Here is a 20,596-nt window from a genome sequence, read left to right as displayed (position 1 = left end):
GCGTGTGATCTGGGCGCGGCTGAAGGGCTATTTCGAGACCAGTTTGGCCGGGCTGACGCAGCCGACGCGTTCGGACTGGATTTTCTCGCTGCGCACCGTTTCGGCCGGCCTGATCGCGCTTCTGGTCGCCTACGCCCTCGAGCTCGACCACCCGCAATGGGCCATGATGACGGTGTTCATCGTCGCCCAGCCCGTCGCCGGCATGGTGCTGGCGAAAGGCTTCTACCGGCTGCTCGGCACGCTTGCCGGCGGCATAGCTGCGATCGGCATCACCACGGTGTTCGGCACCGGCCCCTGGGTGCTGGTGACGGTGCTTGCCGTCTGGATCGGCATCTGTACCTTCGTCTCGTCGCTGCTGCGCAATCCCGAAGCCTATGGCGCCGCCCTTGCCGGCTACACCGCGATGATCATCGGCTTGCCTGCCTTCGGACAGCCACACCTCGTCGTCGACCTCGCGGTCGCACGCTGCGCCGAGATCGTACTCGGCATTGTCTGCGCCGGCCTGACCAGCCGGCTGATCCTGCCCAAACTGGCCAGCGACGCCATCGTCTCGCGGTTGAAACGCTGCATCCTCGATCTCGCCACCTATGCCGGCGGCGCATTCTCCGGCGGCGATCCGGCAACGCTGTCGGGCCTGCATCGAAAGCTGGTCGCCGACACCCAGACGCTTGGCGAGATGCGTGCCTATGCCAGGCTCGAAGCGCCGAGCTTCGCGCCGCGCGCCCATCCGGTCCGGCGCACCATCGGGCAACTGCTCTCGGCCCTGTCGGCGGCGCGCGCGCTGCATTCGCACGCGGCCCCGAAGAACGCGGCGCTCATTCCGGTGCGCTCGGAGCTGCAAGCCCTTGTCAGCGAACTGGCGGCCAAACCCGGCGCGCTGGATGACACCGCACCCTGGGTGGCCCGGCTCGACGCGATCTCGGCCAAGGCCCGGCAAATGCCCGATGCCTCAGCCGATCAGGGCGATGACAGGGTCGGCACCATCACCCGCCTCACCATCGCCGCCGATTTCGCCGAAGCGCTCAGGCAGGTGCTGCGCGGCCTCGACGCCTTGCGCGCGCCTGTCACGCGCCCAGCCCGGGGCAGCAGGCAGCCCGCGCTGGTGGTGCATCGCGACTATGCCGGCGCATCGCGCAATGCCGTGCGCGCCGCCCTTGCCACCTTGCTGGTCGCGGCCTTCTGGCTGACGACGAAATGGTCGGAAGCCGCCGGTACCGTCATTCTCGTTGCCGTCGTGTCGAGCCTGTTTGCCGCTCGCCCCGATCCCGTGCAAGTCGCATGGGGCTTCTTCAAGGGAACGCTGCTCGCTTTGCCCTTTGCCTTTCTCGTCGGCCAGATCGCGCTGCCCGCTTTGCCCGGCTTCGGCTGGTTCATGCTGTTTGTCGTGCCGATCCTGGTGCCGACGGCGCTCGCCATGGCCAACCCACGCTATGTCGGCGTGGCGACGGCCTTCGCCATCAACTTCCTCGCCTTCCTCAGCCCGCATCAGGCGATGACCTACGATCCCGGCCCGTTCTTCGCCGGCTCGGCGTCGATCCTGGTCGGCATTCTGCTGGCGATCGGCGTCTTCATCCTCGTACTGCCCGCCGATCCGTGGCTCGCGGCCAACCGCATCGTACGCGCCATGCGGGAAGATCTTGCGCGGCTTTGCCTGCATGAGCGCGTGCCGAGACGTTCCGCCTTCGAGAGCCTCGCCTATGACCGCATCAACCAGCTGATGCCGCTGGTGCAGAATGCTGGCAGGAAGGGCGATGCGGTTTTGGGCGGCAGCGTCGCCGCCGTCACCGTCGGCCTGGAAGTCCTGCGGCTGCGCGACGCAAGCCAAGGCCATGCCATCCCGTCCGAGACCGCGCTGTCGATCGCCAACTTTCTGAGGGGGCTGGCGCGCGAACTGCTCTTCCGCGCTCCCGGCGATCCGCAAACGTCAACCATCGCCGTCGCCCGGCAGTATGCGACGAACATCGCCCAACGGAACGGCACCGGCGAGATGCTGCAGATCGCGGCATCGCTGCGCATCATTGCCGCCGCGATGGAAGATTTTCCGGATTTTTTTGCCAAGGATCGGAGCTAGAGCGGCTACGCGTGTCGAGATTCAGGTCAGGCCGGACCGCCATTCGCAGGCCGGCATCACCTTAATATCGATACACGTCAGGCCGCAGCGATCGCCAGTGCGTGACCCCGTGCGTTCTCGCGCAGCGCATCGAGATGGATCGACTTGACCAGCGCTGCGAGATCGCCTTCCACGGACTGTCCGCCCAACTCTTTCAGCATCAGCCAGCTGACCTCCTGCACCCCGGCGACACGCTTGCCATTGGCCACCTCGCGCCAGATTTTCAGCGCGCGCAGGATGATGGCATGCGTGGCGGCGGCGAGACCGGCGCTGCGAAACAGCGCCTGCAGAGCCACATCGTGCCCGCCGGCCAGCAGCGCCCTCACCCTTTGTTCGGATTGTCGGCTAAGCGCAACCAGCGCCGAGCCGAAGAAATCGACCTTGCCATGCGCGATGGTGCGGATGAGGAAGCTCGCGGTGAGATCGCCGCGCAGCCTGAGATGCTCGATCAGCGCCGCATGTTCTTCCTGTCGCGTGCCTTCGATCAGCGTCACCGAAGCCTTGACGCAGGCGTCGCGCATCACGCGGTCGGCTCGCGCCGCGCCCATCAACGCCATGACCAGCGGCGACGTTTTCAGCATCTCGCCGAGCTTGACGAGCAGCATATGCCGGCAGTCGGCAGGCAGGCGGGCGTCTGATATCAGCGCCTCGCGCACCAGGTGCAGATGGCCGTGGCGTTCGGCCATGCGGCGGAAGCTGAGCGAAGCGATGTCGGCGCCGCTGTTGGCGAGCAACACGGCGCAGGCTTCCGCCTCGCCGATCTCAGCGATGGCCGCCGACAGCGCCATCGAAACGAACGGCCGGTCAGCGATCAATTTTTGCGTCACCTTCGGACTGCTGGCCACGCGATTGATCAGGTCGGCGTCGGTGAGCAGCGGCGAGCGCGCCAGCACCACGCCGGCGACTTCCGGCTGGTCCGAGGCCAGCGCGCTGATGATCTGCAACGGCGCGTGTTGGCTCATCGACAGCGCTTCGGCCATCGCCAGCCGCACTTTCGACGAAGCGTCGTCGAGCAGCAGCGTCAGCGCCGCCTCGGCAGCACAGCGATCTTCGAAAGGCAGGTCGGAATTGACGTAGGCCCGGGCCAGTGCATTGGCCGCAGCAGCGCGCTCCGAGACCCTGGCGGTGCAAATCCATCTCAAAAAATGCGAAACAACCATACCGCCTGCTTACGCCCCCTGCCAGAACGCTCCTGGCCCCGTGCAGACGGTAGGCAAAAAAGGTTTACGAACGGTTCACCATGTTCATTAACTGGCTTGCGAGCCCTGAATGCAGCGCCTATCAACCCCATAGGCAGGTGAGGAGCAGGATATGGCCGGGCTTTATTTCGAAGAGTTCGTCGTCGGCCATGTCTTCCAGCACACGTTGCGCAAGACCGTCACCGAAAGCGACAACATGCTGTTTTCGGTGATGACGCTGAACCCGCAGCCGCTGCATATCGACTTCGATTTTGCCGCCAAGAGCGAATGGGGCAAGCCGCTCGTCAATTCGCTGTTCACACTCGGCCTGATGATCGGCATTTCGGTCAACGACATCACCGTCGGCACCACGGTCGCCAATCTCGGCATGAAGGAAACCGTGTTTCCGCACCCGGTCTTCCATGGCGACACCATCCGTGTCGAAACGACGGTGATCTCGGTGCGCGAGTCCAGGTCGAAACCCGACCGCGGCATCGTCGAATTCGAGCATCGCGCCTACAACCAGAACGGCGATCTCGTCGCCAAATGCACGAGGCAAGCGATGATGCTGAAGAAGGCGGCCTGATGCGTTCCCTGCTGTTCGTCCCCGGTGATTCCGAGAGGAAGCTGGAAAAGGGTTTTGGCGCCGGCGCCGATGTGGTCATCGTCGATCTTGAAGATTCCGTGGCGCCGCAGAACAAGGCGCTGGCGCGCGAAATCGCGGCGCGCTTCATCGCCGAACGCAGGGCGCAAACCAGTTCGGCGATCTATGTCAGGGTCAACGATCTATCGACCGGACTGACGGATGACGATCTCGCGGCTCTTGTTTCAGCCAAACCCGACGGCATCATGCTGCCAAAATCGAACAGCGGCCAGGATGTGCAGCATCTCTCGGTAAAGCTCAGGGTTCGCGAGGCCGAAAACGGCCTCGCCGACGGCGCGATCAAAATCCTGCCGATCATTACCGAAACCCCGGCAGGCGTGCTGGCGGCGGCCAGCTATGCCGGGGCGAGCGCGCGGCTTGCCGGGCTCACGTGGGGGGCTGAGGATCTGTCGGCGGCGATCGGCGCGCGCACGGCTCGCAACGAGCGTGGCGGCTACACCGACGTGTTCCGCTTCGCCCGCACTATGACCATCCTTGCCGCGGGTGCGGCGGAGGTCGCGGCGATCGACACCGTCTTTCCGAATTTTCGCGACATGGCGGCCTTTGAAGCGGAATGCGCCGAGGCCGAGCGCGACGGCTTCACCGGCAAGATGGCGATCCATCCTGACCAGGTGTCCGTCATCAACGCCGCTTTCACGCCGTCGGTCGAGGCCGTCAAACAATCGGCGGCAATCGTCGCGGCGTTCGCGGCAGCGGGAAATCCCGGCGTCGTCGGCATCGACGGCAAGATGTACGACCGCCCGCATTTGCGGCTGGCTGAACGGCTTCTGGCGCGGGCCAAAGCGGCGGGGATCTCGGCTTAATCCTTGTCCCAGCGCGGCCGGCGCATCGAAAATATCTCGTTGACACTGGCATAGTCCATGTAGCCGAGACGAGCGACATTGCCGGCCTTGGTGATGTCGAACAGACCATCCTTCAGGAATGCATCGTCGATGTGCACGCCGATCACTTCGCCGGCGACGACGACAGCGCTCGTCGGCGATCCGTCCAGCGCCTTTGGCCGAAAGACTTCCGTCACTCGGCATTCGAGCGCAGCCGGTGCTGCCGCCACGCGCGGTGGCGCGACGAGGCGTGACGGCGCCATGGCAAGGTCTGCATAGGCGAACTCATTGACGCCGCGCGGCGCGCTGACCGACGTGCGGTTCATCTTTTCGGCGAGATCACGGCTGACCAGATTGGCGACAAACTCGCCGGTTTCCTGCGCGAAGGTGGCGCTGTCCTTGTCGCCTTCGGAGGAAAACCAGACGATGAAGGGCCGTGTCGAAACGGCATTGAAGAACGAGTATGGCGCGAGATTGATCTCGCCTGCCCGGTTCAGCGTCGATATCCAGCCGATCGGGCGCGGCGCCACGATCGCCTTGGAAGGATCGTGCGGCAGCCCGTGGCCCTTTGAAGGCTCGTAGAACATTCAGCCCACCCACGGCCCCGAATAATCGGCATAGAGCTTCGCCGGATCGGGTCGCGGCCGCTCCGGCGCCGGGCCGGCGTAGGAGCCGATATGGACGAAGCCAATGACGCGCTCCTGCGGTGCCAGCCCCAGCAGCGCCCTGCCCTCCGCTACGTCGGAATACCAGTTGCTGATCATGTTGGTACCATAACCCAAAGCATTGGCTGAGATCATCAGGTTCATCGCCGCCATGCCGCCCGACAGGAACATTTCCCATTGCGGGATCTTTGGATTCTCCCTGGGGATCGATACCACGCCGATCACCAGCGGCGCGCGCGAGAACCGCGCCAGTTCCTGGTTGCGTCGGCCTTCCGGCAATGGCCCCTCCCGCTGCTCGGCAAGTGCCGCCAGTTGTCTTCCGATCTCGACGCGGGCATCGCCGCGGTAGAGGATGAAGCGCCAGGGTTCGAGCCGGCCATGGTCGGGCACGCGCGAGGCGGCGGTGATCATCGTCGCGATCTCCGCATCGCTCGGCACCGGCTCCTTCAAATCGGGGATCGGTGCGGAGTTTCGGGTCAGCAGGAAGTCAATGATCGGCGACGCCATGGGCGCAAGTCTCCTAAAACAATCTGTTTTGAGCTGAAGCGCACCATCGGGAATTCGGGCGGCTCGGGCAATGGCGGCGCGCGCGCCGGACGGAAGAGTCGTATCGCTGGACTCTTAAGCCTTGAAATTGCCACCGCCATGGGCTTCAACGCAAGGCATGTTTGAGGGGACACTGCGTCTTTTCCTGGTCTGGTTGGTCGCCCTGCTGTTCACGGCGCCGGTTTCGCTCGCCGTGGCGCAGAACGCGGACGGTGTTGGCGATCTGAAGCTTCCCGGAATTTCGAGCTACGCGACGCCGAAAAGCGAGAGGTCGCTGGCGCTCGGCAGCGGCGGCGCCATCACCCTGTCCGCCCAGTTGACCGACAAGGGCGCCGACATCACCCGCGGCATCGTCTGGCGCGTCTTCAAGCCCGAGGCCGTCAACGGCAAATTGCCGATGGTCGCCTCCGCGCATGGCGGCACCGCCGTCTTCCAGCTCGAACCCGGCAGTTATCTGGTTCATGCCTCCTACGGCCGGGCCGGCGCCACCAAGCGCATCACCGTTGTCGGCAAGGACGCCAAGCGCGAAAGCCTTGTGCTCGACGCCGGCGGCCTCAAGCTCGACGCCGTTCTGTCCGGCGGGGTGCGCATTCCGCCGAAGAACCTGCGCTTCTCGATCTACGAAGGCACCGCCGAGCCGAATGGCGAGCAAGCGCTGATCATACCCGATGTCGAACCCAACACTGTCGTGCGGCTCAACGCCGGCACCTACCACGTCGTCTCGACCTATGGCGCGGTCAACGCGGTCATCCGCTCCGACATCCGCGTCGAGGCCGGCAAGCTGACCGAAGCCACCGTCGAGCATCACGCCGCCGAGATAACCATGAAGCTGGTGCGCGAAACAGGTGGCGAGGCGATCGCCGACACGTCCTGGTCGCTGCTTAACGAATCCGGCGATCCGATCAAGGAAAGCGTCGGCGCTTTTGCCTCGATGGTGCTCGCCGAGGGCGACTACACCATCATCGCCAAGAACCGCGACCGCATCTACCAGAAGGATTTTACGGTCGTGGCCGGGCAGAACCAGGAAATCGAGGTTCTGGCCACCGAAGCCGCGGCGATGGATCCCGAGGAAGGTGCCGATTAACCTTCCACCGCAGGCTTGCCGACTTCAGGCCGCCAGCTTGGTCCGCGCCGGCAGGAACGGAAGCCGGCGACGCGCCACGATTGGCGCCAGGTCGAACACGCCGCGATAGAGACGGTCGAGCAATGCCTTGCGGTCGCGTAGCGGCTCCAGCTCGCTCCATCTCAGCACATTGCCAACGCGCACCTCGATCGCCTTGCCGGACAGCCGCGCGAATTCGCGGATGAGCAGCGACGTGCGCAGCGCCAGCGAGGCCTTGCCGACGAATTTCGCCAGGCGGCCATCGCTCTCGGCCATGTTCATCGGGCCGCTGACCAGATGGAACAGCCGGCCGTTTTGTCCGGAAAAATGCATAGGAATGACAGACGCCTTGGCGTCCTGGACGAGACGAGCCGGAAACATCTTCCACGGCAGGTCGCGCGCCAAGCCAAAGCCCTTCGGCGCGGTGGCGACGCCGCCGGCCGGAAACACCACGATGGTGACGCCCTCTTTCAGCAGCCGCACCGCCTCGTGGCGCACGGCCATATTATTCTTCAGCGCGTCCTTGGTCTCGGAAAAGTCGATCGGCAGCGAATAAGGCTCCATCTCGCGGATCTTGAGCAGATCCTTGTGGATCATCACCCGGAACGGCCGCCCAAGCTGCTCTACCAATGAAAGCACGGCAATGCCGTCGCCGATGCCGAACGGATGGTTGGCGACGATCACCAGCGGTGTGTCCGGCAATTGCGCGGGCGGCCATTGATCCGCTGTCCGCACTCGGACGTCGATCAGGTCGAGCATGCGGCTGAACACACGCTCGCCGGTTGGCACGACCTGGCGGCGCCAGAAATCGTAAAGCGCGGTGTAACGGTCGCGGCCCGACAGGCCTTCGACCGAATGAATGAACCAGCGCGTCAGCGCCGGCTGGCGCGGATTGGCATAGGAAAGCTCGGGAAAGGACCGTTCGCGCAATTTCAGCTTGAGCATGAGGCTCGTTACAAGGTTGGCGTGACAGGGATATGAAAATGGCGGTGGATCGCTCCACCGCCATGTCGTCGGGACCATGCAGATCAGGCAGCGCGTTTGCGCCTGCGGTCGGGCGTGACCGCTTCTTCGGTCAATTGCGCGATCGCCTGGGCAAGGTCGAGCGATTCCTGGTCGCGCGAGCCCAGCCGGCGCATGTTGACCGTCTGCTCTTCCGCCTCGCGCTTGCCGCAGACGAGGATGACCGGAACCTTGGCCAGCGAGTGCTCGCGGACCTTGTAATTGATCTTCTCGTTGCGCAGATCCGCTTCCGCCAACAGTCCGGCGGCCTTGAGTTTTGCCACCACCTCGGTCGCATACGCGTCGGCGTCCGACGTGATCGTCGCCACCACCACCTGCAGCGGCGCGAACCACAGCGGGAAATGACCGGAATAGTTCTCGATCAGGATGCCGAGAAAACGCTCCATCGAACCGCAGATGGCACGGTGCACCATGACAGGCTGCTTCTTCTCGGAATCCGACCCGATGTAGAAGGCGCCAAACCGCTCCGGCAGGTTAAAGTCGACCTGCGTCGTGCCGCACTGCCACTCGCGGCCGATGGCATCCTTCAGCACATACTCGAATTTCGGCCCGTAGAAGGCGCCCTCGCCCGGATTGATCGAGGTTTTGATGCGATTGCCGGACCGCGTCCTGATCGTCTCCAGCACGCTGCCCATGATCGCCTCGGCATGGTCCCACGCCTCGTCGGTGCCGACGCGCTTGTCCGGCCGCGTCGATAGCTTGACGCTGATCTCGTCGAAGCCGAAATCGGCATAGGTCGACAGGATCAAATCGTTGATGCGCAGGCACTCCGACGCCAGCTGCTCCTCGGTGCAGAAGATATGCGCATCATCCTGCGTGAAGCCGCGCACGCGCATCAGCCCATGCAGCGCGCCCGATGGTTCGTAGCGATGCACATTGCCGAATTCCGCAAGCTTTACGGGAAGATCGCGATAAGACTTCAACCCATGCTTGAAAATCTGCACATGGCCCGGACAGTTCATCGGCTTCAGCGCAAACACACGATCATCGTCGGTATCGTCGCCGGCGACCGTCACCTTGAACATGGCGTCGCGGTACCAACCCCAATGGCCTGAGGTCTCCCACAAGCTCTTGTCGAGCACCTGTGGCGCGTTGACCTCCTGATAGCCCTGCTCGTCGAGCCGGCGGCGCATGTAGTTGACCAGGTTCTGGAACATCTTCCAGCCCTTGGCGTGCCAGAAGACGACGCCCGGTCCTTCTTCCTGGAAATGGAACAGGTCCATCTCGCGGCCGAGTTTCCGGTGGTCGCGCTTCTCCGCCTCCTCCAGCATCGTCTGGTAGGCTTCAAGCTGCGCCTGGTCGGCCCAGGCGGTGCCATAGATGCGCGTCAGCATCGGGTTGTTGCTGTCGCCGCGCCAATAGGCGCCGGCCACCTTCATCAGCTTGAAGGCATTGCCGATCTGCCCGGTCGAGGCCATGTGCGGGCCACGGCAGAGGTCGAACCAGTCGCCCTGCGCATAGATCTTGAGGTCCTGATCCTCGGGAATGGCGTCGATCAGTTCCAGCTTGTAGCGCTCGCCCTTGTCGGCAAACACTTTTTTCGCCTTGTCGCGCGACCAGACTTCCTTGGTGAACGGCTTGTTGCGCGCGATGATCTCGCGCATCTTCTTCTCGATCACCGGGAAATCGTCAGGCGTGAACGGCTCGTTGCGGGCGAAATCATAATAGAAGCCGTTCTCGATCACCGGCCCGATGGTCACCTGCGTTCCCGGCCACAGTTCCTGCACGGCTTCCGCCAGCACGTGTGCGGCATCGTGACGGATGAGTTCCAGGGCGCGCGGGTCTTCGCGGGTGACGATCTCGACCTTGCCGGACTTGCCGAGTGGATCACCGAGGTCGCGCACGACGCCGTCGATGCTGTAGGCGACCGCCTTCTTGGCCAGCGACTTCGAGATCGATTCGGCCAGGCCGGCACCGGTCATCGCCGCATCATAGTCGCGGACGGAGCCATCGGGAAATGTCAGGGAAACGGCATTCAACATGGGTATCTCCTATCCAGTCCCGCAAACGAGCGCGGGTGGTCGTCGGGTAAAGCCGGATGCGTCCGGCAGCGGGCGGGTTTTAGAGGCAGCGCCGCGCCAGGTAAAGAGCACTGATTGGCCTGGCCGTCAGGAAATGTCGGCAGAGATGTCGCAGGCCGTTGTCAAGGCTTGCGAATATCGCCGGCATGGCTTTGGAATCATCGACATGGAAGACGCATCCCCAAGCAAAACCGCCCTGGGCGTCGCGCGCCTGAGAGCTCTCCATCAGATTTCACCTGAGGCGGCGCTGTTTCGTGACCCTTACGCGATCGCGATTCTGGGTGAAAGTACTCCCGCCGAGCAACAGCTTGCGCAAGAGGACACCCGCAGCCGGCGTATGCGCCTGTTCGTGGCGGCGCGCGCCCGCTTTGCCGAGGATTGGCTGGCAGCAGCGGTGCGTCGTGGCGTCCGCCAGCTCGTCGTGCTTGGCGCCGGCCTCGACACGTTTTCGCTGCGCAATCCATACCCAGGCCTCGCAGTGTTCGAAGTCGATCACCCGGCAACCCAAGCCTGGAAACGCAAATCTATCGCCGATGCCGGTCTTGCCGAACCGCCGGCCACCACATTCGTGCCGGTCAATTTCGAGCGGCAGCGTCTGCCCGAGGAACTGGCATCGGCCGGTTTGAAATCGACCGAGCCGAGCTTCTTCATGTGGCTGGGGGTCGTGCCTTACCTGACGAAAGACGCGATCTTCACCACACTCTCCTACATCTCCGGCACCCTCGGTTCGGAAGTCGTATTCGACTACAGCGAACCGTCTGAGAATCGCGACGCGGCGGGACAAGCCGCTTTGGCTTTCCACGCGGCGCGCGTCGCAGCAGTCGGCGAGCCATGGATCAGCTTCTTCATCCCTGGCGAACTGGCGAAATCGCTCCGCGACCTCGGATTCGATGAGATCGAAGATCTTGAGAGCGGCGATATCGCCGCCCGCCTTTCCGGGACACCGAAGGGAGAGACGACCAACGCCGGTGGCCACCTCATCCGTGCGCGCCGATCGGCGACAGCGGCACCTTGAACGTCGAAGCCGGGCTGAACCTCTGGTCGCACACTCCATCCTGGTAAAGCGTCTTGTAGCTCGCGGCGTCGAGGATCAGCGTGCCCTGCACATCCCCAAGCGGCGCTGATTGCGCGCGCAGCGGAAATCCCAGCAGCCAGGCGAGCAGGAACAGGATCCCGGCAAAGATGAAGGGAAGACGGTCGAAATTACGCATTTGATGCTCGCTCCAGAGGAGTTCGCGAGCGGCTTAGCGAGGTCTCTTGTCTCGATTTTGTCTCAAATGCGTAGTCTTTGTGCAGGCTGGCGTTAACCCTACCAGATCGTAAACGACAAGCTTGGCAGGCCGATCAGCTTTGCGCTTCGCCGCGCTTGCCGCCGATCCGCCAGTACCGCCACGGCGCGAACCAGACATAACGATCCGCCAGCACCTCCGGCACGCGGTCAATGCCATGCGTGCCGAACGGCCCGCAGCGCAGCACCCGGAAAAATCCCATCCACCCGCCGGCCCACAGGCCATGACGGGCGATCGCCTCATGCGCATATTCGGAACAGGTCGGCAGGTGCCGGCAGGAATTGCCGACAAAGCCCGACAGCGTCAGCTGATAGAGCCTGACGAACGAAGTACCCAGGACCCGACCCGGCGTCTTGCGCCACGGGCCCGGCCAGTTGCGGCCGCGCTTTGGCGGTCCGGCAATACGCCCATGCTGGTGGCCCACCGTTTTCTCCGTATCGCGTTCCAAAGCGATAGATGTGAGCTTCTCCCTGAGAACGCAATCCCCACACTTACCCTCCCTGTCGTCACGGACGGGAGCGGCGAAACGGCTGCCTGTCAACCGAAGGTGCCCAGCGGCCAGGACTGACCGGCCCTTCGCGGCGCCTTGCATGCCCTCTGTCGTCATGCCATTGAAACGTTACGATCCGCATGACATCGCCAAAGATGTTCAGGATCTGGATCATGGCCGTGTCTCCTTTGACATGGATTAGACCGCCGCTGGCCTTCGCCTTCAAACGAGTATAATTTCCACTTCGGATAATCCTGGGTTATGCGAAATGAAGCGCGGACGCCTGCCGCTGACGGCATTGAGGAGCTTCGAGGCGGCGGGCCGGCATCTGAGCTTCAGCAAGGCCGCCGAGGAGCTTTTCGTCTCGCAGGCAGCGATCAGCCGGCAGATCCGTGAGCTCGAAATCTTCCTGCGCCGGCCCTTGTTCGAACGTCACCATCGCCGCGTCGAGCTGACCGACACCGGCCGGCGTCTGCTGGACCAGCTCGTCAAGAGTTTCGACGCCATCGACACCTTGCTTGGGGAACTGGTGGCAACGCCGGCGCCGTCCGTGGTTCGCGTCAGTGTCGAGCCATCACTTGCATCGATGTGGTTGGTACCCCGGCTCAATCGGTTTCGCGAATTGCGGCCCGATATCGACGTTTCTCTCGAAGTGGATATAAGGCCCATCGAGTTCCGCAGCGATCAGCCCGAACTGGCCTTGCGCTTCAGCGCGCATGCCACTTCGTGGCCACGAAGCGAAGCCGAGCGACTTGCCTCGACAGCCGATTCACCGGTGCTGTCGCCGGCATTGCTCGCCTCTGGCCCTGCCCTCGAGAAGCCGATTGACCTTGGCCGCTACACGCTTTTGCACGAGGAGAACCGCCAGGGTTGGGCGCGCTGGTTCGAAGCGGCTGGCGTTCCCGCCGATGCTGTGCCCGCGCGCGGCCCTATCCTGGCGGATACGTCGCTCTCAAGGCAGGCTGCCCTGCTCGGGCACGGCGTGGCGCTGGGCGATCTCTTGCAGATCGGTGAGGAAATCGCATCCGGCGCGCTGATCAAGCCATTCGACATCGACGTCGCATCCGGCGCCTACTGGCTGGTGGCCAGGAGCTTGCGCGATCTCTCGGAGCCAGCCGCGGCCTTCGCCGACTGGCTAAGAAGCGAATTTGCCGAAAGCAGACGGGCGCTGGAAGCGCAGGCTTAAGGCGGGCTTTCTAGGCGGCACTCTCGCTACTTTGCCTTCAGGCCGCTTGTTCGGCGCGCTTCTTCTCGATCTGACCGATCGCGTCGACCACGGCGTCGAAAGTCAGCATGGTCGAGGCATGGCGCGCCTTGTAGTCGCGCACCGGTTCCAGATATTTCAGGTCCGCGAAGCGGCCGTCGGGCGGGGCGCCATTTTCCTTCAGCATCTTCAGCATGGTCTCGCGTACCGCGCGCAATTCCGCGGCACTCGCGCCGACGACATGCTGCGCCATGATCGAGGATGACGCCTGGCCGAGCGCACAGGCCTTCACGTCATGGGCGAAGTCGGTGACCACGCCGTCCTCCATCTTGAGGTCGACGGTGACGGTCGAGCCGCACAGCTTGGAATGCGCCTTTGCGGTCGCGTCAGGATGGTCGAGGTGGCCGATGCGGGCGATGTTTCCGGCAAAACCGAGAATTTTCGCATTGTAGACGTCGTTGATCATTATTTTCCAATCTGTCGCCGCCAAGCGAACAGCGATTGCCGCTGTCGTGTCTTCCTTTCGCTCGTCATGACCATATATAATGCTGGCAGTCCGGTATCGACAAGACAACGAAAGCCAGTGTCCTTGCCGGGAAGTTCACGCCACTTGCGGGGCTGGAAACGAGGCGAGTTTCCGACACCGAAAGGTCGTGGTCCGTTCAACTCGTTCCTCCGTCGAGAGGAACTACGGGAGACGCCTTTTATGGATGCCGTCATCAAGAAACTCATGCCCCAGTCAGCCTATATGGAGAAGCCGGTTACCGACCGGCCGAGCGAAGCCGAAGTCGAGGCCGCCGTGCGCACGCTTTTGCGCTGGACCGGCGACAATCCGGACCGCGAAGGGCTGGTCGACACGCCGATGCGGGTGGCCAAGGCCTTTCGCGAAATGTTCGGCGGCTATGACATGTGCCCGGCCGAAGAGCTGGGCCGCACCTTCGAGGAGGTCGCCGGCTATGACGACCTGGTCATCGTCAAGGACATCCAGTTCCACTCGCATTGCGAACACCATATGGTGCCGATCATCGGCAAGGCGCATGTCGGCTACCTGCCGGACGGTAAGGTCGTCGGCCTGTCCAAGATCGCGCGCGTAGTCGATATCTTTGCCCACCGCCTGCAGACCCAGGAGGCGCTGACGGCGCAGATCGCGGGCGTCATCCAGGATGTGCTCAATCCGCGCGGCGTCGCCGTCATGATCGAGGCCGAGCACATGTGCATGGCCATGCGCGGCATCCGCAAGCAGGGCTCAACCACCCTCACCTCGACCTTCACCGGCGTCTTCAAGGACACGCCCGAAGAGCAGGTTCGTTTCGTCACCATGGTGCGCGGCGGCGGGGCGTAAGCCCGTCACCGACATCGCCAGACCATGATCCCGAAAAGTGGAGACCGGTTTTCGGATAAGATCATGGTCAAACAGGAAAATAGACCGGCGATGTCGGCACTGGAATTTCCCAAAGCTCCGTCAGACAAGAAAGCGCTCGAGGAAGGCGCGGTGTTTTCACCGCGCTTCGACGTGGCCGGCCTCGTCACGGTCGTCGTCACCGATGCCGAAGATGGCATGCTGCTGATGGTTGCGCACATGAATGCGCAAGCGCTGGCGCTGACGCTGGAGACAGGCATCGCCCACTACTGGTCGCGCTCGCGCAACGCGCTGTGGAAAAAGGGCGAAACCTCGGGCAATTTCCAGCATGTCGTCGAGATGCGCACCGATTGCGATCAGGATGCATTGTGGCTGCGCGTCAAAGTGTTGGGCCACGACGCAACCTGTCACACGGGCCGACGTTCATGCTTTTATCGGACGGTGGGCCTGGTCGACGGCAAGGGGACGCTTGCCGATGACGGCAGCAAGCCGCTGTTCGATGCGGAAAACACATATCGGAAACCATCAGCTTGAACCTTCCACCCGACACAAGTCACATAGATTCACCATTTCGATACGGCCCGCCTGTATATTAGCCTTGGGACAAGGGAGATCATGATGCTCGAGTGGGCGTCATTGCGTAACAGACCGGATGTCAGGGAGGCCAATGGCCTGTCCTCGTCAGGCGGCGCATCGGAAACAGACCTGCCTAAGAAAACCGGTATTTCGCTTGCCTTAGGCGGCGGTTGCGCCAGAGGCTGGGCGCATATCGGCGTGCTGCGCGCGCTCGATGAAGCCGGCATCGAAGTATCGATGATCGCCGGCACCTCGATCGGCGCGCTGGTCGGCGGCTGCTACCTCTCAGGCAAACTGGACGAACTGGAAGAATTCGCCCGCAGCCTGACCAAGCGACGCATTTTTGGCCTGCTCGATCTCAACCTGCGCGGCAGCGGCCTGTTCGGCGGCATGAAGCTCGACGCCCGGCTGCGCGAGCACATGACTGGTATTCGTTTCGAGGATCTGGCCAAGCCGTTCGTCGCAGTCACCTCCGAAATCCGCACTGGCCACGAAATCTGGCTATCGAGCGGGTCATTGATCACCGCCATGCGCGCCTCCTATGCGCTGCCCGGCGTGTTCGAGCCGGTGAATTGCAACGGCCGTGTGCTGGTCGACGGTGCGCTGGTCAACCCGGTTCCGGTCTCAGTCTGCCGCGCCTATGAACAGCCGCTCGTGGTGGCGGTCAATCTTCACTACGACCTGTTCGGCCGCGCCGCCGTCATCAAGCACAGTGCCGGCGAGCTGGTCGTCGAAAAGGATGCGCCGCGGCCCGGCCAGATCGACGCCGGGCGCCAGTCGCATCAGACGCGGCTCGGCATCACCGGCGTCATGGTCGAGGCCTTCAACATCATCCAGGATCGCATTTCACGCGCCAGGCTTGCCGGCGATCCGCCCGACATGTCGCTGCAGCCGAAGCTCAGCCATATCGGCCTGACCGAATTCCACCGCGCCGACGAGGCGATCAACATCGGCTATCAGGCGACGATGGCGCAGATCGGCGAGCTGACCCGGCTGCAGTCCGTTCTCGCCTGATGCATGTCTCCCAACGCATGGAAACAAACACTTGAAGCGCGTCGACTAAACGCGACGCGCTTCAAGCAGCGGTGACTGAGGGGAATCAGAGGGCAGCTTCGGCAGAAGCGGCAGCATCCTGAGGTATTGCCGGATTCTGCTTAAGCGCCAGAGCCAGCACCGCGCCAAGGAAAACCGCGGCGGCGGCGAACAATCCTGCCATTCGCAATCCGTCGACGACATCCGACGCGGTAGCAGGCCCGCCACCCAGACCGACATTGGCCACGACAAGACTGGCGGCCAGACCCAATGCCGCGCCGATCTGCAATGCGGTCGACCCTAGCGCCGACGCGACCCCCTGTTCGTTGGGAGCAACTCCGGAAGCGGCGGCTACGAACAGCGTCGTAAAGGCGATGCCGCCACCGAAACCATAAATGAGGATTCCGGGCAGCACGGCCCAATACGAACCGCCTGGCGACAGGGCAAGAGAGATGGCCACCAGCCCGACCCCGTAAATGAACATGCCGGCGAACATCGTGGCGCGAGTCTCCCACTTGTTGAGCAGCAGCGCAGCGCCCTTCCCGCCACCGATCATTGCCAGCACACCGAGCGGGACGAATGCCAGGCCGGCGGTGAGTGCGTTGTAGCCGAGCAGGTTCTGAAAATAGGTCGTGAGAAGGTAGTAACCGGAACTCAGCGCCATGTGGTGAAAGAAGCTCACCGCCATGGCCGTGACGAGGCTGCGATTGGCAAACAGCCGCAGTGGCGCCAGCGGATCGCGCACGCGTCTCTCGATGAGAATGAAAGCACAAAGCAGCAGCACGCCAGTCACAAGCGATCCGGAGCTGCGAACAGCATTCCAGCCCACCTCGGGCCCGCTAGCCAGGCCGAACACCAGCAGTGTGACGGCGGTCGTGACAACCAGCGCACCCGGTAGATCAAAACTTCGCCTCTGGCCCTTACCTGCTGGATCGGGTGCCAGCAGAGCCGGCGCTGCGATAAGAGCAGCGCCCAAAGCCAGTGGAACGGTGAAGAAGAAGACTGCTTGCCAGCCCCAGCCATTGGTCAGGACGCCTCCGATGATGGCACCAGCGGCCAGGCCGCCACTCCCGGTGGCACCCCAGACCGCCAGCGCCCGATTGCGTTCGGCACCTTCCGCGAAGCTTGTGTTGATCAGCGCCAGTGTTGCAGGAAATAGAAGCGCACCGCCCAAACCCTGAACTGCCCGAGCGATCACCAGCGTGAGAGCGTCAGGCGCAAATCCGCCTGCAAAGGACGAGACGCCGTAGAGCACGAGCGCCAGCATGAACATGCGCCGCGGGCCGAGCCGGTCAGCCGCCCGACCGCCGAGCAACAGAAAACCGCCAAAAGCCACAGCGTAAGCGCTTACCACCCATTGCAGCGACTGCGGCGTAAAGCCGACATCACGGCCGATATCCGGCAGGGCGACATAGACGATGTTGTAGTCGATCGCGATTATGAACTGTGCGAATGCCAGCAGCGCGAGCCTGAGCCCGGACCAGCGTGGCGGTCGCGTGACGCCGGTTGCGTCCAGCGTACTCAACGCGTCCGTATCGGTTTGATTTGGCGATTTCTGCATTGGTCTCTTTCCCAGCTATGGATTCCGCAGCCTGCTCTTCGGCAGCCAGGCGCGCATACGGCCACCCTGGAGGCGCAGCACCTATTTCGGAATTGGCATTTTTGACAAAGATTGTGCTAAACTTGCCATCGGCGATAACGATACCGGGAGTGCCGCGAATGGCTGCCAAGTGCATCCATGTTGTGATCTGGCTGCCGTCCGACTTCTATTCGGCGGTTGTCTCGACGCTGGTCGAAATGTTTCAACTCGTGAATGACGTCGCCGGTGCAGAGGTTCTTTCATGCGAGCTCGTTTCCAGGGCGTCGCCTGCAATTTCGACGGCCGGAATTTCCTTCCCTGCGAAGGCGCAACCGTCCCGAAAAATCGATGTGCTGATTCTCATCGCGATGCCGGGCGCCGAGATTCCTGAGCTTCTGCGCTCGCTTGACCAGGAGAGTGAATATTCAAAACCTCTGATTGCACTCGCGCGACAACAGCAAGCCATCATAGCGGCACATTGCGGGGCATGTTATTTGCTCGCCGATACGGGCCTGTTGGACGGCAAGCGCGCGACGATATCCTGGTGGCTGAAGTCCCACGTCAGCAGCCGGTTTCCCCAGGTTCAATGGGACTCATCGCGCATGCTTGTTCGCGACGGTCGCCTTTACACCTGCGGAGGCGGATTTTCAGGACTGGAACTCGCCAAAGCCCTGCTGGTCGATTTGGGCTTCTCGAAGGAGGAGCGGATTGTTCGAAAGCTTCTGGTTCTTCCGCCTTCGCGCAAATATCAGAGCCCCTACGAATTCCCTCTTGAGGAATTGCCGAAAGAGACCAACCCGCTGGAATACAAACTGCGTGGACTCTCGGAAAACAAGATACGGGAAATCGACTTGAATTTTCTCGCGGCGGGACTTGGCATGTCTGCGCGAACGCTGTCCCGCAGGTTTGCCAATGAGCTCAAGACGACCCCGGGAAAATGGATCCAGGAAAAGCGGCTTGAATTGGCAAGGTCGCTGCTTGAGGGAACGAAATTAAGCATTTCGGAAATCTGCTATCGAGTGGGCTACCAGGATGTCGCTTCGTTCAGTCGTACTTTTTCCAAAACGATCGGAATGGCGCCGGGCGAATTTCGGAAGCAAATACGCTCCTAGGTCGCCCCACTGTAACCTTACGCACGCGCTGCGTCGGTGATGCGAAATTGCACCGTGCGGTTGCCGTTCCAGTGATTGCCCGACAGCGAGCCGGCGACATGGATTGTCTTGCCCCGGTTCTTGAACAGGAATTCGCCAAGTGCGGTATCGACCGCGCGAAAGGCGATCGCCTGGATGCGGCCGCCGCTTTCCGACTGCAAGTCGACGCGGATGTGGTTGGTGCCAACCGGCCGCGCATCCGCCAACCGATGACGCGGCAGCACGAAGACCGGCGCTGCGTGCCCGGCGCCAAACGGGCCGGCTTTCTCCAGCGCGTCGAGAAGGCTGAGTGTCGCGCCTTCGGCGGCAAGCGCACCGTCGATCGCCAGGCTTTCCTCGCCTTGCAGACGGAACACGTCGGCCGCCGCCCGCTCTTCGAAAAACGCCCTGAGCTCGCCAAGCTTCGCCCGTTCCACGGTGATGCCGGCCGCCATGCCATGGCCGCCGCCCTTGACGATCAGCCCGGCATCGGCCGCTTCGCGCACCAGACGGCCAAGGTCGAACCCCGACACCGAGCGGCCCGAACCGGTGCCAATGCCATTGGCGTTGAAGGCGATGGCGAAGGCCGGCCGGCGCGCGTGATCCTTCAGCCGTGAAGCGAGCAGGCCGACAATGCCCGGGTGCCAGTTGTTGCTGGCGGTGACGACGATGGCCGGGCCGTTGCCGCCGGCAAGCTCGGCATCCGCCTCGGCGCGCGCCGCCGCCAGCATCTCCTGCTCCATCAGCTGCCGTTCCTGGTTGAGCCGGTCGAGCGTCTCGGCAATGGTGCGCGCCTCGACCGGATCGTCGGTGGCAAGCAGGCGACTGCCAAGTGCGGCATCGCCGATGCGCCCGCCGGCATTGATGCGCGGGCCGATCAGATAGGCGAGATGGAAGGTGCTGATCGGCTCGCCGATGCGCGACACCCGTGCGAGTGCAGCCAGCCCTTCGTTCTTCTGCTGGCGCGCCATCTGCAGTCCTTTGACCACAAAGGCGCGGTTGATGCCGGTCAGCGGCACCACATCGCAGACGGTGGCAAGTGCGACGAGATCGAGCAGGGAAAGCAGGTCCGGCGGCGTGGCATCGGCCAAGCGGCCGCGCAGGATCTTGGCCGTCTGCACAAGAGCGAGGAAGACCACACCGGCGGCACAGAGATGGCCCTGCCCCGAAAGGTCGTCGTCACGGTTGGGATTGACGACGGCAATTGCCGCCGGCAAAGCACCGCCGACCTGATGGTGATCGAGCACGACGACATCGGCGCCGGCCTCATTGGCGGCATCGATGGAAACGGCGCTGTTGGTGCCGCAATCGACGGTGACGATCAGTGTCGCGCCGCGCGAAACAAGTTCGCGCATGGCATCCGGATTGGGGCCATAGCCCTCGAAAATACGATCCGGAATGTAGATTTCCGACGGCACCGAGAAATGCGTGAGGAACCGTTTCAACAAGGCCGACGAGGCGGCGCCGTCGACATCATAGTCGCCGAAGATCGCCACCTTTTCCCTGGCCACCACCGCAGCCGCAATGCGGGCCGCCGCCTTGTCCATGTCGGTCAGCGATGCCGGGTCCGGCAGAAGGTCACGGATCGTCGGGTCGAGAAACCGCTCGGTCTGTTCGGCGGTGACGCCGCGAGCGGCAAGTACCCGCGCGACGATGTCGGGCACGCCGTGGCCTTGCGCGATGGCGAGCGCAACCATGTCCTGCCGCTCAGTCAGTCGGTGCTCCCAGGAAACCCCGGTAGCCGACTGCCTGACGTCGAGGAAGAGGCGCTTTTCACCGGTCATGCGGTTTGCCAACTCATAATTG

Annotated in this window: 19 protein-coding genes and 1 pseudogene; 10 read left to right on the top strand and 10 right to left on the bottom strand. The window is 63.0% G+C overall.

Annotated elements, in window-relative coordinates:
- Window positions 1-4: 4 nt before the first annotated feature.
- Window positions 5-2,071, top strand: coding sequence for an FUSC family protein (locus tag B5V02_RS22855; protein ID WP_111546349.1), 2,067 nt, complete (start codon window positions 5-7; stop codon window positions 2,069-2,071).
- Window positions 2,072-2,148: 77 nt separating this feature from the next.
- On the opposite strand, the gene B5V02_RS22850 is transcribed toward B5V02_RS22855, so the two are convergent.
- Window positions 2,149-3,270 (bottom strand): DUF2336 domain-containing protein, encoded by a 1,122-nt coding sequence (locus B5V02_RS22850; RefSeq protein ID WP_111546348.1) that lies wholly within the window; start codon window positions 3,268-3,270, stop codon window positions 2,149-2,151.
- Between the two features lie 151 nt (window positions 3,271-3,421).
- On the opposite strand from B5V02_RS22850, the gene B5V02_RS22845 reads away from it, so the two are divergent.
- A complete protein-coding gene (locus B5V02_RS22845; protein WP_111546347.1) occupies window positions 3,422-3,874 on the top strand; it encodes a MaoC family dehydratase in 453 nt (150 codons plus the stop codon).
- Window positions 3,874-4,755, top strand: a complete 882-nt coding sequence (locus B5V02_RS22840; RefSeq protein ID WP_111546652.1) for an HpcH/HpaI aldolase/citrate lyase family protein — start codon at window positions 3,874-3,876, stop codon at window positions 4,753-4,755. Before B5V02_RS22845 ends, B5V02_RS22840 begins: the two co-directional genes overlap by 1 nt.
- On the opposite strand, the gene B5V02_RS22835 is transcribed toward B5V02_RS22840, so the two are convergent.
- Together B5V02_RS22835 and B5V02_RS22830 are read right to left on the bottom strand one after the other, a co-directional pair.
- Window positions 4,752-5,360 (bottom strand): flavin reductase family protein, encoded by a 609-nt coding sequence (locus B5V02_RS22835; RefSeq protein WP_111546346.1) that lies wholly within the window; start codon window positions 5,358-5,360, stop codon window positions 4,752-4,754. The two genes, B5V02_RS22840 and B5V02_RS22835, sit on opposite strands and share 4 nt — an antisense overlap.
- Entirely contained in the window at window positions 5,361-5,945 is a 585-nt protein-coding gene (locus B5V02_RS22830) for a nitroreductase family protein (protein WP_111546345.1), read from the bottom strand. It lies immediately after the preceding gene.
- Between the two features lie 157 nt (window positions 5,946-6,102).
- Here B5V02_RS22830 and B5V02_RS22825 point away from each other — a divergent pair, with 157 nt between their 5' ends.
- Window positions 6,103-7,068, top strand: coding sequence for a hypothetical protein (locus B5V02_RS22825; RefSeq protein WP_111546344.1), 966 nt, complete (start codon window positions 6,103-6,105; stop codon window positions 7,066-7,068).
- A gap of 24 nt (window positions 7,069-7,092) precedes the next feature.
- Here B5V02_RS22825 and B5V02_RS22820 read toward each other — a convergent pair whose 3' ends face one another.
- Both B5V02_RS22820 and thrS read right to left on the bottom strand, forming a co-directional pair.
- Window positions 7,093-8,031 (bottom strand): lysophospholipid acyltransferase family protein, encoded by a 939-nt coding sequence (locus B5V02_RS22820; protein ID WP_111546343.1) that lies wholly within the window; start codon window positions 8,029-8,031, stop codon window positions 7,093-7,095.
- Between the two features lie 83 nt (window positions 8,032-8,114).
- Window positions 8,115-10,091, bottom strand: a complete 1,977-nt coding sequence (gene thrS / locus B5V02_RS22815; protein ID WP_111546342.1) for a threonine--tRNA ligase — start codon at window positions 10,089-10,091, stop codon at window positions 8,115-8,117.
- On the opposite strand from thrS, the gene B5V02_RS22810 reads away from it, so the two are divergent.
- Window positions 10,090-11,145, top strand: a complete 1,056-nt coding sequence (locus B5V02_RS22810; RefSeq protein ID WP_245446121.1) for an SAM-dependent methyltransferase — start codon at window positions 10,090-10,092, stop codon at window positions 11,143-11,145. The genes thrS and B5V02_RS22810 overlap by 2 nt on opposite strands.
- Here B5V02_RS22810 and B5V02_RS22805 read toward each other — a convergent pair.
- Window positions 11,120-11,341: pseudogene (locus B5V02_RS22805) on the bottom strand (class D beta-lactamase); the annotation flags it as partial. The gene B5V02_RS22810 and the pseudogene B5V02_RS22805 overlap by 26 nt on opposite strands.
- A 133-nt stretch (window positions 11,342-11,474) precedes the next feature.
- Window positions 11,475-11,843: a membrane protein insertion efficiency factor YidD gene (gene yidD, locus B5V02_RS22800; RefSeq protein WP_111546650.1), complete on the bottom strand. Its 369-nt coding sequence runs from the start codon at window positions 11,841-11,843 to the stop codon at window positions 11,475-11,477.
- Window positions 11,844-12,177: 334 nt separating this feature from the next.
- On the opposite strand from yidD, the gene B5V02_RS22790 reads away from it, so the two are divergent.
- A complete protein-coding gene (locus B5V02_RS22790) occupies window positions 12,178-13,095 on the top strand; it encodes a LysR substrate-binding domain-containing protein (protein WP_111546341.1) in 918 nt (305 codons plus the stop codon).
- Window positions 13,096-13,132: 37 nt separating this feature from the next.
- Here B5V02_RS22790 and B5V02_RS22785 read toward each other — a convergent pair whose 3' ends face one another.
- On the bottom strand, window positions 13,133-13,579 hold the full coding sequence (locus B5V02_RS22785; RefSeq protein ID WP_111546340.1) for an iron-sulfur cluster assembly scaffold protein: 447 nt from the start codon (window positions 13,577-13,579) through the stop codon (window positions 13,133-13,135).
- Between the two features lie 240 nt (window positions 13,580-13,819).
- Here B5V02_RS22785 and folE point away from each other — a divergent pair, with 240 nt between their 5' ends.
- From folE to B5V02_RS22770, 3 genes are all read left to right on the top strand, one after another.
- The gene (gene folE, locus B5V02_RS22780; protein ID WP_111546339.1) at window positions 13,820-14,455 is read left to right on the top strand and encodes a GTP cyclohydrolase I FolE; all 636 of its coding nucleotides are present in this window, start codon (window positions 13,820-13,822) and stop codon (window positions 14,453-14,455) included.
- A gap of 90 nt (window positions 14,456-14,545) precedes the next feature.
- Window positions 14,546-15,007: a phosphoribosyl-AMP cyclohydrolase gene (gene hisI / locus B5V02_RS22775; RefSeq protein WP_111546648.1), complete on the top strand. Its 462-nt coding sequence runs from the start codon at window positions 14,546-14,548 to the stop codon at window positions 15,005-15,007.
- Window positions 15,008-15,091: 84 nt separating this feature from the next.
- Entirely contained in the window at window positions 15,092-16,063 is a 972-nt protein-coding gene (locus tag B5V02_RS22770; protein ID WP_111546647.1) for a patatin family protein, read from the top strand.
- 85 nt (window positions 16,064-16,148) lie between these two features.
- On the opposite strand, the gene B5V02_RS22765 is transcribed toward B5V02_RS22770, so the two are convergent.
- Complete coding sequence (locus B5V02_RS22765) at window positions 16,149-17,642, bottom strand: MFS transporter (protein WP_111546338.1); 1,494 nt, start codon at window positions 17,640-17,642, stop codon at window positions 16,149-16,151.
- Window positions 17,643-17,800: 158 nt separating this feature from the next.
- Here B5V02_RS22765 and B5V02_RS22760 point away from each other — a divergent pair, with 158 nt between their 5' ends.
- Entirely contained in the window at window positions 17,801-18,772 is a 972-nt protein-coding gene (locus B5V02_RS22760) for a GlxA family transcriptional regulator (RefSeq protein WP_167458629.1), read from the top strand.
- Between the two features lie 17 nt (window positions 18,773-18,789).
- Here B5V02_RS22760 and recJ read toward each other — a convergent pair whose 3' ends face one another.
- Window positions 18,790-20,574 (bottom strand): single-stranded-DNA-specific exonuclease RecJ, encoded by a 1,785-nt coding sequence (gene recJ, locus B5V02_RS22755; protein ID WP_111546646.1) that lies wholly within the window; start codon window positions 20,572-20,574, stop codon window positions 18,790-18,792.
- Window positions 20,575-20,596: the final 22 nt, after the last annotated feature.

It is taken from the genome of Mesorhizobium kowhaii (assembly GCF_003253745.1).
Classification (GTDB): Bacteria; Pseudomonadota; Alphaproteobacteria; order Rhizobiales; family Rhizobiaceae; genus Mesorhizobium; species Mesorhizobium kowhaii.
Note: the sequence above shows the minus strand (reverse complement) of the source record. Positions and strands in the feature narration are given on the sequence as shown.